The organism is Sphingomonas sp. BL2 (genome assembly GCF_056680015.1).
On record NZ_CM155261.1, the window covers coordinates 2,122,595 to 2,135,008 of the forward strand.

The following is a 12,414-nucleotide window of genomic DNA, read 5'->3' on the forward strand; positions in this document are numbered from 1 at the left end:
TGGGCACGCGCTCACCTCGAACGCAACGCCAGCAGTAGCTCCAGCGTGCGTCGCGACGGCGGTATTTGCCGAACCCGCGAGCCCACCCCCCAACCCCCTCCCGCAAGCGGGCGGGGGGGCAGAAATCTCGCGCGGGGAAGAAAGCTAATGTTCGGCACAACCCTAGTCCTCGCGCTCCGCTCGATTCGCCGCCACCTCCTGCGGTCGTTCCTCACCATCCTCGGCATCGTCATCGGCGTCGGTGCGGTCGTGACGATGGTCACGCTCGGCAAGGCAACGACTGCCGCCGTGCAGCAGTCGATCTCCGCACTCGGCACCAACATCCTGCAAGTCCGCCCCGGCCAGGGCTTCGGTCGCGGCGGCGGGGGCCCGCGTCCGCCCGACTTCAAGCCCGAGGACGTCGCCGCGATCGCCAACCAGATCGCCGGCGTCACCGCGGTCGCGCCGCAGGCCAGCGCCACCGCCACCGCGATCTACGAAGGCGCCAACTGGTCGACCACGATCAACGGCACCACCGACGCGATCTTTCAGGTCCAGCCATGGCCGCTCGCCTCGGGCCGCCGCTGGACGCCGGTCGAGGAAAGCGCCGGTGCCGCGGTCTGCATCATCGGCAATACCGTCTCGAAAAACCTGTTCCCCGGCGGCGATCCGGTCGGCCACCGCTTCCGTATCGGACCGATCAGCTGCGACGTGATCGGCGTGCTAACGACGCGCGGCCAGGCCGGGTTCGGCGGCGATCAGGACGACACCGTGGTCATGCCGATCAAGGCGGTCCAGCGCCGCTTCACCGGCAACCGCGATATCCGCCTGATGCTGGTCGGCGTCGACGAGCGCTTCTCCACCAGCACCGTGCAGGCCGGGATCACCGACCTGCTACGCGAACGCCGCACCATCACCGGCGACAAGCCCGACGACTTCAACATCTTCGATACCAAGCAGATTTCGGACACGCTGACCGGCACGACGACGCTGCTCACCGGCATCGTCGCTGCAGTCGCCGGGATCAGCCTGGTGGTCGGCGGGATCGGCATCATGAACATCATGCTGGTGTCGGTGACCGAGCGCACGCGCGAGATCGGCATCCGTCTCGCGATCGGCGCAGTCGCGCGCGAGGTGCTGTTGCAGTTCCTCGTCGAGGCGATCGCGCTGTCATGCCTCGGCGGCGTCATAGGGCTGATCGTCGCGCAGGCCGCGATCGCGATCATCGCGCCGCTGATCAAGGTTCAGTGGCTGTTCGTGCCCGAGATCAACATCTTCGCGTTCGCGATCTCCGCAGTGATCGGCGTCGTCTTCGGCTATTTCCCGGCACGACGCGCGGCGGCGATGAACCCTATCGACGCGTTAAGGCACGAGTGATCGCCGCCTTGGGATCGCGGACCAGCGCCTGCAGCCGGTCCAGATCCTCGGGCGTATCGATGTCGATCAGCTCGGCGGGCGCGGTCACGACGTGCCGCCCCGCCTTCACCAGATCGCGCGCGCCCGCATCGCCGTCCAGCGTCAGCAGGAAATCGAAACGCTCGCGCCCGAACAGGGCAGGGGGCGAGGGCTTCTCGCCATCGCTCGACGCGACCACCGCGTCCGCGCTGTCGGCGGCATCGAGCATCCGGTAGATATGCGCCGCGGTCACGCGCGGCATGTCGGCCAGCGCGATCAGCACTGCCTCCGCACCCTCGTCCTTCGCGCACTGCACGCCGAGCTTCACCGACTGCGACATCCCCGACGACGGATCGTCGTTATGCACCACCTCGAAATGATGGCTGATGAAGTCGAGCTTGCAGCCGTCGGTGACCACCAGCCGGCGCTTGAACGGAATGTTCTCGAACGCGGTGACGACATGCATGCCCAGCGGCTTGTTAAGAAACGGCACTTCGAGCTTGTTCGGAATGCCGAACCGCTCCGAGCGACCGGCGGCGAGCAGTATGAGGAAGACGTTTTCAGCGGCGATCATTGAACGCTCCTATCATCGCCGCCGCGACCGACAGCGCAATCTCTGAGGGTCCGATCGCGCCGATGTCGAGCCCGACCGGTGCATCGATCCGATCGATATTCTCTGCCGTAACTCCCTCCGAGGCAAGCCGCTCGCGCCGCGCCGCATGGCTCTTGCGGCTGCCGAGCGCACCGACATACGCGGCATCGGACGCGAGTGCGGCGATTAGCGCGGGGTCGTCGATCTTAATGTCGTGGCTCAGCGTCACGACCGCGGTCGAGGGGCCGGGACGGAGTGCGGCGATCGCCTCGTCCGGCCAGCGGTCGTCGAGCGTTACGCCGGGAAACCGCTCCTCGGTCAGGAAGCGCGCGCGCGGATCGATCACCACCGTCTCGATCCCGAGTTCGCGCGCGAGCCCCGCCAAGGCCTGCGCAATCTGCACCGCGCCGACGATCAGCAGTCGGCGGGGCGGATCGTAGCGGTTGACGAACACCTCGCCCGTTTCCAGCGGCCGCGCATCGCTATGCCCGGTCTTGAGGTCGGTCGTCACGGTCAGCGCATCGCCTTGGTCGCGAGCATCGGCGATCCGGTCGAACAGCTCCGGGTCGAACCCCTCGGCCGACACCGGCTGCACCATCACCGCGATCTCGCCGCCGCACGGCAGCCCGACTTCCCACGCCGCCGCATCCGCGACGCCGTAGTTGCGCACCTGGAACGGCGCGCCCGCGATCACCTCGGCGGCGGTGGCGAGGATGTCGCTCTCGACGCACCCGCCGGAGACCGATCCCTCGAACCGCCCATCGGCATGGACGAGCATATGGCTACCCTTGGGTCGCGGCGCGGATCCCCAGGTCGAGACGACCGTGGCGATCGCCATCTTCTCGCCCTTCCAGGTCTTCGCAGCCGCGAGCACGCTATCGTTTTCGGCCATGTTGTCTCTCTTCTCGTTCTCCCGCGAAGGCGGGAGCCCAGGAGCCACGAACGCTCCGTTTGGTATCCTGGCCCCCCGCCTGCGGGGGAACAGCTCTTAAATGGAGGGTAGTCCTTCGAGCAGCTTGTCGAGCGTCACCGGAAAGTCCCGAACCCTCACCCCCGTCGCGTTGTAGATAGCATTCGCCACCGCAGCCCCCGCGCCGGAGATACCAAGCTCCCCAACGCCCTTCGCCCCGACCGGGTTCGCCGAATCGTCGATCTCCTCGATGAAATGCACCTCAAGCTGCGGAATGTCGGCATTCACCGCGACATGATATTCGCCGAAATCGGGGTTCACGAACGCCCCCGTCCGCGTGTCGACGATGCCCTCTTCGCTCAGTGCATAGGCGATCCCCCACGCCATCCCGCCGGTGATTTGGCTCGTCGCGGTCTTGCGATTGAGCACCCGCCCGACATCGAACACGCCCAGCATCCGCCGCACGCGCGTCTCGCCCGTTACCGCGTTCACCGCGACCTCGACGAAGTGCGCGCCGTGGCTCGCTTGGCTGGTACGCTTGCTCTGGGCACCCGGTCCGGTCTTGCCCATCGCCACGATCGGTTCGCCGCGCACCAGATCGGCGAGCTTCACCGATCGCCCGCCCGCGCTCACGCAGCCATCATGCAGGCTCAGGTCCTCGGGCGCCGCATTCATCCGCAACGCCAGTTCGCCAAGGATGTCCTCGCACGCCAGCACCACCGCCGAACACGCGCTGCCAGCGCCGAACGACCCGCCCGACCCCGCGCTCGGCGGGAAGTCGGTATCGCCGAGCCGCACATTCACCTCGGCCACCGGCAGCCCGAGCATCTCGCCCGCGGTCTGCGCGAGGATGGTGTACGTCCCAGTACCAATGTCCGTCATGTCGCACTCGACCGTCGCACGGCCATCCGCCTCCAGCCGCACCCGCGCCTGCGCCTCGACCGTGAAGTTGCCGCGCAGGCTCGCCGCCATGCCGATCCCGATCAACCACTCGCCCTCGCGCACCGACCCCGGCGCGGGCACGCTCGCAGGCCAGCCGAACCGCTCAGCGCCTTCCGTATAGCAATCGAGCATCCGCCGCGTGGAGAACGGCTTCCCGCTCACCGGATCGGTCTCGGGCTCGTTGCGCCGCCGCACCTCGATCGGGTCGATCCCGAGCTGCTCGGCGAGTTCGTCCATCGCGCACTCGACCCCGAACGTCCCGACCGCCTCGCCCGGCGCCCGCACCGCGCCGCTCGCGGGCAGATTAACGCGGACAAGGTCGGTCTTGAACCGCCGCGCGTCGCCCCGGTACAGCGGCAGCGTCCCGAACGGCACCGGCTCGAGAAACTCGCCATCGTCGTTCTGCGCGACGACGCTCTCATGCCCCATGCCGAGGATCACGCCGTTCGCGTCGGCGGCAATGCGGATACGCTGCGTCGTGTGCGAACGGTGATGCACCATATAGGCGGTCTGCCGGCGGGGCAGCGCGACCTTGACCGGCCGCCCGACGACCTCCGCCGCGATCGCTGCGAGGATCGCCTCCGGACCCACGCCGGTCTTGCCCCCGAACCCGCCGCCGACATACGGCGCCAGCACGCGGACCTTGTCCGCATCGATCTTGAGCGCCTTGGCGATCGTCTTCCGCGCGCCGCCGATCACCTGGTTGCTCGACCGCACGGTGAGCTTGTCGCCCTCCCACCACGCGGTGGTCGCATGCGGTTCCAGCGCGGCGGGGAAATGCACGGGCGTCGTGTAGGTCCGGTCGAACGACACCGCCGCGTCCGCCATTACCGCGTCGAGATCGCCCTTGTCGATCGGCGGCAGGAAGCCGATCTTCGGCGCGGTATCGACCGGCTGCGCCTCGACGTCGAACCGATCCTCGCCCGCTTCGGTGCGAACCACGACCAGCGCCGCGGCATCGCGCGCGATCGCCTGGTCCTCCGCGACGACGATCGCGACCGGCTGGCCGAGGTGGAGTATGACGTCGGTATCGAACAGCGGCATCGCGCGCGAGTTGGACTCGCCAGCCGGCATGCGCGCATCATTATGAATGATGGCGATCACGCCGGGCAACGCCTCCGCGGCGCTTACGTCGATGCCGAGAATGCGCCCGCTGCCGACCGGCGTGCCGACGATCGCAGCGTAGGCGATGCCGTCGGGCGTGCCCTCATACGCATAATCCGCCACGCCGGTGACCTTGGCCGGCCCCTCGATCCGGTCGAGCCCAAGCCCGAGAACGCCCTGTTTCGCGCGGTCGAGACCACCCGGCCGAAACGCCGCATCCATCACGTGTTCGTTCATTCTGCGGTCCTCGGGTGGAGGGAAGGATATGGGTAGGGCGGGGGCGTTTGACGAGGGTCGGAGCTTGGCTCACCTCAACCCTTGCCGCCACCCCGGCGAAGGCCGGGGCCCAGTTGGAAAGGTCTTGATAACGGAGGACGATCCTTCGTTATCTTCGTCCCCCAACTGGGCCCCGGCCTTCGCCGGGGTGGTACCTGTCTATGGTATCGTCAGCCGTCAAACAGCCGGCAACTGGTCCAGCAGCTTGTCGAGCGTGATCGGGAACTCGCGCACCCGGATCCCCGTCGCATTATACACCGCGTTCGCCACGGCCGCACCAGCACCCGAGATCCCCAGCTCGCCGATCCCCTTCGCGTGGATCGGGTTCGCATGGATGTCGCGCTCGTCGACGAAGTGGACGTCCATCTGCGGCACGTCCGCATTGGCCGGCACGTGGTATTCGCCGAGGTCGTGGTTCACCAGCTTGCCGGTGCGCGTGTCATGCACGAGGTCCTCGGTCAGCGCGGTGCCGATCCCGAAGGTCATCCCGCCAAGGCACTGCGACCGCGCGGTTTTCGCGTTGAGCACGCGCCCCGCCGCGAACGACCCGAGCATCCGCCGCACCCGCGTCTCGCCGGTGACCACGTTGACCGCGACCTCGGCGAAATGCGCACCGAACCCCGCCTGCGTCGTCTCCTTCTCCTGCTTGCCCGGCTTGATATGCCCGGTAGCCTCGAGACCCCTGCCGACCAGCTCGCCGATCGGCGTCGAGCGGTTGTCACCGATCGCCTTGCCGTCCTTCAGAGTCAGCCCGTCCTCGTCGACGCCCGCCGCCTTGGCCAGCTTCCCGCGCAGCATCTCGCACGCCAGATACACGGCAGTACCCGAAGACGCCGCACCCCACGAACCGCCCGAACCCGCCGCGGGAGGATCGTTGGTATCACCCAGTGACATCGTGATGTTCTCGACCGGGATCCCCAGGATCTCCGACGCGATCTGCGCCAGGATCGTATAGCTACCCGTGCCGATGTCGGTCATCGCCGACGACACCGTCGCCGAGCCGTCCGGGTGGATCTCGACCTTGGCGGACGATTCCATCATCATGTTGCCGCGCACCGCCGAGGCGACGCCCATGCCGATCAGCCACTCGCCCTCGCGACGCGAACCAGCATTCTGCCGCTTGTCCCAGCCGAACTTCTTCGCACCCTCGTCGAGCGCACGCGTCAGGTTGCGCGACGAATAGGGCACGTCCTTCTCGGGGTCGATCTTCGGATCGTTGCGCTTGCGCAGCTCGATCGGATCCATCTGGAGCTTCTCGGCCAGCTCGTCCATCGCGCCCTCAAGCGCGAGCATCCCGACAGCCTCGCCCGGCGCGCGCATCGAGCCCGACAGCACGAAGTTCAGATCGACCACCTCATGCGTGATCAACCGGTTCTCACCGCCGTACAGCAAATGCGTGCCGATACCCGCCGGCTCGAAATAATCCTCGGTCGACTGGTTCGACGTCAGCGTCTCGTGACCGATCGCTAGCAACTTGCCGTCCGCATCCGCCGCCAACCGCACGCGCTGCTCGGTATTCGACCGCCGCACCGTCGCCTCGAACACCTGCGGGCGCGACATTACCGCCTTGACCGGACGGCCAAGCTGCTTCGCCGCGATCGCCGCCGCGACGCTCTCGGGTGCAATGCCGAGCTTCGATCCGAACCCGCCGCCGATATAGCGCGCGACGATCCGCACCTTCTTCTCCGACAGCCCCAGCGACTTCGCCAGCTGCTGCGCATCGGAGGTCGGCATCTGGTACGCGCCGTACAGCGACAGCGAACCGTCCTCTTCCCACACCGCGGTCGAGGCATGCGGCTCCATCGCCGCCGAGTTCTGGCTCGGCGTGACATAGGTTGAATCGATCGTCACCGCCGCCTCGGCCATCGCCTTGTCGACATCGCCCTGCTTGAAGTGCGCGGGCGTCGCATCGTCCGGCGGCGTCCGCGTCTCGTCGCGGTGCGCGGCGAAGTCGTACTGACCCTCGGCCTCGTCATATTCGATCGGCAGCCGCGCCGCCGCGTCACGTGCGACTTCGAAGCTCTCGGCGAGCACGATCGCGACGATCTGCCCAAAGAACGCGATGTCCTTCACGCCCTGCGTCGGTGCATCGGTCGCGCCGCCCTGCGCCGAGACGCGGATGAACTGGTCGAAGTCGGTGACGACGTCGATCACGCCGGGGATCGCCTTCACCGCGTCGACGTCGATCGAAACGACCTTGCCCGCCGAGATCTTCGTGCCGACCAGTACGCCATACGCCATGTTCGCGAACTGGTATTCCGCGGCATAGGTCGCCGTGCCCGTGACCTTGAGCGGACCGTCGATCCGGTCGAGCGGCTTGCCGATGACTCCCTGGACGCCCGTATCCAGAAGACTGTCCGGATGCGGCTTGTCCATCGTCAGGCTGTTCGTAGTGCCAAGACCAAACATGCTTATGCTCCCGTGACGTTGCGCAGCGTCGCGATCAGCGTGCGACGGGCGAGGGGGATCTTGAAGTCGTTCGAGCCGTAGCCCTTGGCATCGGCCAGCAGCGCGGTCGCCGCAGCCTCGAACACGGCATCGGACGGCGCCTTGCCGACCAGAGCCGCCTCGACCGCGGGATTGCGCCACGGCATCGGCCCGAGCCCGCCGAACGCGAGCGAGGCCGACGCGATCACACCGTCCTGCACATCGACGATCGCCGCCACCGAGACGAGCGCGAACGCATACGACGCTCGATCGCGCACCTTGCGGTATTCCTGCTTGCCCTTGACCGGTGCCGGCAGCTCGATGTGCGTGATCAGTTCACCCGCTTCGAGCGCGTTCTCGATCTGCGGCGTATCGCCCGGCAGGCGATAGAAGTCGTGGATCGAGATCCGCCGACGATCGCCATCTGCCTTGAGCGTCACGATCGTGGCGTCGAGCGCGCGCATCGCCACCGCCATGTCGCTCGGGTGCGTCGCGATGCAATGCTCGCTCGTCCCCAGCACAGCGAGGATGCGGTTGAAGCCACCGATCGCCGAACAGCCGCTACCCGGCTCACGCTTGTTGCACGCCGCCGCCGTGTCGTAGAAATAATAGCACCGCGTCCGCTGGAGCAGATTGCCCCCGGTCGACGCCTTGTTGCGCAACTGCCCCGACGCGCCGGCCAGCAACGCGCGGCTCAGCACCTCGTACTTGGCGACGACGCGGCGATCGGCGGCGAGATCGCTGTTCGGCACCAGCGCACCGATCGTCAGCCCGCCATCCTCGCGCTCCTCGATCTTCGCGAGATCGAGCCGCGAGATATCGACCAGCTTGTCCGGCGTCTCGACCTGCAACTTCATCAGGTCGAGCAGGTTGGTACCGCCCGCGATGAACTTCGCACCAACGGTGTTGATGTCCTTGACCGCAGCCTCGGGCGTCGCGGGCTTCTCGTACGTGAAGGTCTTCATGCCACCAGCTCCCCGCGCGCATTGGCTTCCATCGCGGCGTCCTTCTCGTCCGCGGTCCGGCCTGCGGGCTCGGCACCACCGACTTCGCGGATCGCATCGACGATGTTCGGGTACGCGGCGCAGCGGCACAGATTGCCGCTCATCCGCTCGGAAATCTCGGCATCGTCGAACTTCGGATCGGTCAGGTCGCCCGACGCATGGCTGGCCCAGCCCTTCTTGACCTCGTCGAGCATGCCGACCGCCGAACAGATCTGCCCCGGCGTGCAATAGCCGCACTGATAGCCGTCATGCCGAACGAACGCGTCCTGCAACGCGTGGAGGTTGCCCGGCTGGCCGATCCCCTCGATCGTCGTGATCTCGTCGTCCTGGTGCATCACCGCGAGCGTCAGGCAGGAATTGACGCGGCGCCCGTTGATCAGCACCGTGCACGCGCCGCACTGGCCATGATCGCAACCCTTCTTCGACCCCGTCAGCCCGAGATGCTCGCGGCAAAGGTCGAGCACCGACGTGCGAATATCGGGCTCGGCGTCATATGATTGACCATTGATCGTGAAATGCATGGCGGTGCCCCTGGTTGAATGTGCCGGGAATGTACGGATTTCGAGGACTCAACGCCGATGCGACCGATCGTTTCCTATTGCGACAAGCTCTCACACATCGGTGCGCTGGCGCTCGTCGCGGCAAGCGGGCAAGCTGCGGCGATGACGCCAGCTTCTCCCCGATTGTCGCCCCCGATCGTCATTGCGCATCGTGGCGCGAGCGGGCTCCGGCCCGAGCATACGCTAGCGGCCTATTCGCTCGCGATCGACCAGGGCGCGGACTTCATCGAGCCCGATCTGGTGCCGACCAAGGACGACGTCCTCGTCGCGCGGCATGAAAACAACATCGCGGAAACAACCAACGTCGCCGACCATCCGGAGTTCGCCGCGCGGAAAACCACCAAGACGATCGACGGCCAGACGATGATCGGCTGGTTCGTCGAGGACTTCACGCTCGCCGAACTGAAGACGCTGCGCGCGAAGGAGCGCCTGCCCAAGCTTCGCCCCGCGAACACCGCCTATGACGGCCAGTTCCAAATCCCCACGCTTGCCGAGATCATCGCGCTCGCCAAGCGCCGCACGACCGAGACGGGCCGGACGATCGGCATCTATCCCGAGACCAAGCATCCCACCTATTTCGCCAAGATCGGCCACCCAACCGACGCGAAACTGGTCGCCGAACTGCGCGAAGCCGGCTGGGATTCGGCCAAAGCGCCGGTCTTCATCCAGTCGTTCGAGGTCGCCAATCTCCAGCGTCTCCACAAGATGACCAAAATCCGCCTGATCCAGCTCATGGACGGGGAGGGCGGTCCCGCCGATGGCACGCAACCGAGCTACAAGGCGATGATCACGCCCGAAGGCCTGAAGGCGATCGCGACCTACGCCTACGGCATCGGCCCCAACAAGAGCATGCTCTGGACCGACACGACCCCCACCACGCTGGTCGCCGACGCGCACGCGGCAGGGCTACGCGTTCACCCCTGGACCTACCGCGCGGAAAACTATTTCGAACCGACCCGCTTCCGCCGCGGCACCGACCCCGCCGCCCACGGCGACATCGCCGCGGAGATCGACGCAGGCCTTGCACAAGGTATCGACGGTTTCTTCACCGACTTTCCGCTATACGGAAGCCAGGCGCGCGATCGGTCCCGCGCAGGAGTGAAGTAAATGCGTAAAGTCCTCCCCGTACTCGCGGTCCTGCCGTTCCTCGCAAGTGGCTGCATCAGCACCGCAACCTCGATCGTGAAGGCACCGTTCCAGGTCGCCGGCAAGGCGGTCGACTGGACCACGACCAGCCAGGAAGAATCGGACCGCAACTACGGCAAGAAGATGCGCAAGCAGGAAGCCGAAGAGGGCAAGCAGCGCAAGGAACTGGCGAAGCGCTGCAAGCGCGACCCGAGGCGCTCGGAATGCGGGCAGTACCAAGGGTATCGCGCGGGAAACTGAGCGGCTCCCCATACCACCCAAACTAAGCCCCACCCCGGCGAAGGCCGGGGCCCAGTTGGGCGAACCGAAGTAACTTCGCGCTGTCCTCAGTCAGCAACGTCCCCCAACTGGACCCCGGCCTCCGCCGGGGAGGTGGCCTCGGTATTTGGGATGCCGCATCCCGCCCCCAACTTGTTCTCCCGCGAAGGCGGGAGCCTAGTCTGGACTCCCGCCTTCGCGGGAGAACAAGGAAGCGGGAGGAAAAGCTAGCGGACAGGACAGCCACTAAAACCACCCCATCACGGTAACCGGAAACGGCGTCCACCACCCAACCCGAACCCCCGCAAACCGCAGGGCATCCCCCGTCCACGCATTACACGTCCGCACCGCACTATACCGCCCGTTAGCCTCATAAAACGCATCATACCCCGCATACCCCCGATACCGCGCACCCCCACCCCGAAAGCTAGCCCGGATATACGCCGCCAACCGCCGATACTGCGCGGGCGTCACCACGATCTCCCGAGCCCCATCCCCCGCGCGCGGCCTCGGCAGATGATCGACATGCATCAACGTCCGATCGCTCCCAACCGCCGAAGCAACCACGGTTCGCAGCTTCACGTCCGCCCAGGTCGGCGTCTCCAAATAAAACGTCTTCTCCCCCCACCCGAACGCCACATGATCGAACGCACCATACCGCGGATCGCGCAGGTCCTCCGCCCGAGCCACCCCGCGCCAGTCCACTCCGGCGGCGACCTTCGGCACGATGATCCCGGTATGCACGCCGTTGCTCTCGACGAAGATATGCACGCCCTCGGCCGGCGCCCGCCAGTCGCGATTGCTGGGGATCGACCCGCCGACCAGCCCCGCCACCGCATAGCTCGCCACCACCCCGAACACCGCCGCGACCGCCCGTAAAATCCATGTAACCCAACGCGTTTCCGTCTTCATTCCGTCATGCTAGACCAGCCGCATGGCCAATGACACACATGTGCTGAGCACCCCGCCCGAAGGCGCGCCCGACTGGACGATCCCGCAGAACTGGGCGGACTACACCGCGGAGGACCACGCAACCTGGGACACGCTGTTCGCGCGCCAGTCGAAGCTGCTCCCCGGCCGCGCGTCGAACGCCTGGCTGCGCGGGCTCGATGTGCTGAAGCTGTCGAAACCCGGCATCCCCGATTTCGAGGAACTGTCCGAGCGCCTGACCAAGCTCACCGGCTGGTCGGTCGTCGCGGTGCCCGGCCTCGTCCCTGACGACGTGTTCTTCGACCACATGGCCAACCGCCGCTTCGTCGCCGGCAACTTCATCCGCCGCCCCGACCAGCTCGATTACCTCCAGGAACCCGACGTCTTCCACGACGTGTTCGGCCATGTCCCGATGCTCGCCGACCCGGTCTTCGCCGACTACCTCGCCGCCTACGGGCGCGGCGGTCAGCGCGCGCTGGGGCTCGACGCGCTGAAGTATCTAGGCCGGCTCTACTGGTACACGGTCGAGTTCGGCCTGATTGCGGAACCCGAAGGCCTGCGCATCTACGGCTCGGGGATCGTCTCCAGCTACGCGGAAACGCGGTTCGCGCTCGATGATCCGAGTCCGAACCGGATTGCGCTAGACTTGGCCCGGGTGATGCGCACCGAATACCGGATCGACGATTTCCAACAGAACTACTTCGTTATCCCGAGCTTCGAGGAGTTGCTCAGGCTGACGGTAGAGACGGACTTCGCGCCGCTGTACGAGGAGCTGAAGGCGCTCCCGGATATCCCGGTCGCGCGGATCGAGCCGGGCGATGTGGTGCTGACCGAAGGCACGCAGGACTACGCGAACGCAAAGGCGGCCGCCGAGACCGCATAAGCTTCGCT

11 protein-coding genes are annotated in these 12,414 nt (G+C 66.5%); 4 read left to right on the top strand and 7 right to left on the bottom strand.

The window, feature by feature from the left end; translation table 11 throughout:
• Nucleotides 1-147: 147 nt before the first annotated feature.
• Complete coding sequence (locus AC1ME3_RS09830; RefSeq protein WP_056060727.1) at nt 148-1,356, top strand: ABC transporter permease; 1,209 nt, start codon at nt 148-150, stop codon at nt 1,354-1,356.
• On the opposite strand, the gene AC1ME3_RS09835 is transcribed toward AC1ME3_RS09830, so the two are convergent.
• The 6 genes from AC1ME3_RS09835 to AC1ME3_RS09860 form a co-directional block, all read right to left on the bottom strand.
• On the bottom strand, nt 1,331-1,948 hold the full coding sequence (locus AC1ME3_RS09835; protein WP_093396750.1) for a nucleotidyltransferase family protein: 618 nt from the start codon (nt 1,946-1,948) through the stop codon (nt 1,331-1,333). The genes AC1ME3_RS09830 and AC1ME3_RS09835 overlap by 26 nt on opposite strands.
• A complete protein-coding gene (locus AC1ME3_RS09840) occupies nt 1,935-2,858 on the bottom strand; it encodes an XdhC family protein (protein WP_480953024.1) in 924 nt (307 codons plus the stop codon). The genes AC1ME3_RS09835 and AC1ME3_RS09840 overlap by 14 nt, the downstream gene beginning before the upstream one ends.
• Nucleotides 2,859-2,954: 96 nt before the next feature.
• Nucleotides 2,955-5,159 (bottom strand): molybdopterin cofactor-binding domain-containing protein, encoded by a 2,205-nt coding sequence (locus tag AC1ME3_RS09845; RefSeq protein WP_480953025.1) that lies wholly within the window; start codon nt 5,157-5,159, stop codon nt 2,955-2,957.
• A gap of 216 nt (nt 5,160-5,375) precedes the next feature.
• The gene (locus AC1ME3_RS09850) at nt 5,376-7,607 is read right to left on the bottom strand and encodes a xanthine dehydrogenase family protein molybdopterin-binding subunit (RefSeq protein WP_480953026.1); all 2,232 of its coding nucleotides are present in this window, start codon (nt 7,605-7,607) and stop codon (nt 5,376-5,378) included.
• Between the two features lie 2 nt (nt 7,608-7,609).
• Nucleotides 7,610-8,590, bottom strand: a complete 981-nt coding sequence (locus AC1ME3_RS09855) for an FAD binding domain-containing protein (RefSeq protein WP_480953027.1) — start codon at nt 8,588-8,590, stop codon at nt 7,610-7,612.
• On the bottom strand, nt 8,587-9,150 hold the full coding sequence (locus tag AC1ME3_RS09860) for a 2Fe-2S iron-sulfur cluster-binding protein (protein ID WP_082441359.1): 564 nt from the start codon (nt 9,148-9,150) through the stop codon (nt 8,587-8,589). The genes AC1ME3_RS09855 and AC1ME3_RS09860 overlap by 4 nt, the downstream gene beginning before the upstream one ends.
• 141 nt (nt 9,151-9,291) lie before the next feature.
• On the opposite strand from AC1ME3_RS09860, the gene AC1ME3_RS09865 reads away from it, so the two are divergent.
• Both AC1ME3_RS09865 and AC1ME3_RS09870 read left to right on the top strand, forming a co-directional pair.
• Nucleotides 9,292-10,296 (top strand): glycerophosphodiester phosphodiesterase, encoded by a 1,005-nt coding sequence (locus AC1ME3_RS09865; RefSeq protein WP_480955807.1) that lies wholly within the window; start codon nt 9,292-9,294, stop codon nt 10,294-10,296.
• Complete coding sequence (locus AC1ME3_RS09870) at nt 10,297-10,575, top strand: hypothetical protein (protein ID WP_480953028.1); 279 nt, start codon at nt 10,297-10,299, stop codon at nt 10,573-10,575.
• Between the two features lie 264 nt (nt 10,576-10,839).
• Here the strand turns inward: AC1ME3_RS09870 and AC1ME3_RS09875 are convergent, their stop codons facing one another.
• A complete protein-coding gene (locus AC1ME3_RS09875; RefSeq protein ID WP_480953029.1) occupies nt 10,840-11,505 on the bottom strand; it encodes a TIGR02117 family protein in 666 nt (221 codons plus the stop codon).
• A 22-nt stretch (nt 11,506-11,527) separates the two neighbouring features.
• Between AC1ME3_RS09875 and phhA the strand changes: the two genes are divergently transcribed.
• Nucleotides 11,528-12,406 (top strand): phenylalanine 4-monooxygenase, encoded by an 879-nt coding sequence (gene phhA, locus AC1ME3_RS09880; RefSeq protein WP_480953030.1) that lies wholly within the window; start codon nt 11,528-11,530, stop codon nt 12,404-12,406.
• Nucleotides 12,407-12,414: the final 8 nt, after the last annotated feature.

Coding starts and splice junctions, on each gene's coding strand:
- phhA (WP_480953030.1), top strand. CDS start 11,528: ATGGCCAATGACACACATGTGCTGAGCACCCCGCCCGAAGGCGCGCCC.
- AC1ME3_RS09875 (WP_480953029.1), bottom strand. CDS start 11,505: ATGAAGACGGAAACGCGTTGGGTTACATGGATTTTACGGGCGGTCGCG.
- AC1ME3_RS09865 (WP_480955807.1), top strand. CDS start 9,292: ATGACGCCAGCTTCTCCCCGATTGTCGCCCCCGATCGTCATTGCGCAT.
- AC1ME3_RS09850 (WP_480953026.1), bottom strand. CDS start 7,607: ATGTTTGGTCTTGGCACTACGAACAGCCTGACGATGGACAAGCCGCAT.
- AC1ME3_RS09870 (WP_480953028.1), top strand. CDS start 10,297: ATGCGTAAAGTCCTCCCCGTACTCGCGGTCCTGCCGTTCCTCGCAAGT.
- AC1ME3_RS09840 (WP_480953024.1), bottom strand. CDS start 2,858: ATGGCCGAAAACGATAGCGTGCTCGCGGCTGCGAAGACCTGGAAGGGC.
- AC1ME3_RS09845 (WP_480953025.1), bottom strand. CDS start 5,159: ATGAACGAACACGTGATGGATGCGGCGTTTCGGCCGGGTGGTCTCGAC.
- AC1ME3_RS09860 (WP_082441359.1), bottom strand. CDS start 9,150: ATGCATTTCACGATCAATGGTCAATCATATGACGCCGAGCCCGATATT.
- AC1ME3_RS09835 (WP_093396750.1), bottom strand. CDS start 1,948: ATGATCGCCGCTGAAAACGTCTTCCTCATACTGCTCGCCGCCGGTCGC.
- AC1ME3_RS09830 (WP_056060727.1), top strand. CDS start 148: ATGTTCGGCACAACCCTAGTCCTCGCGCTCCGCTCGATTCGCCGCCAC.
- AC1ME3_RS09855 (WP_480953027.1), bottom strand. CDS start 8,590: ATGAAGACCTTCACGTACGAGAAGCCCGCGACGCCCGAGGCTGCGGTC.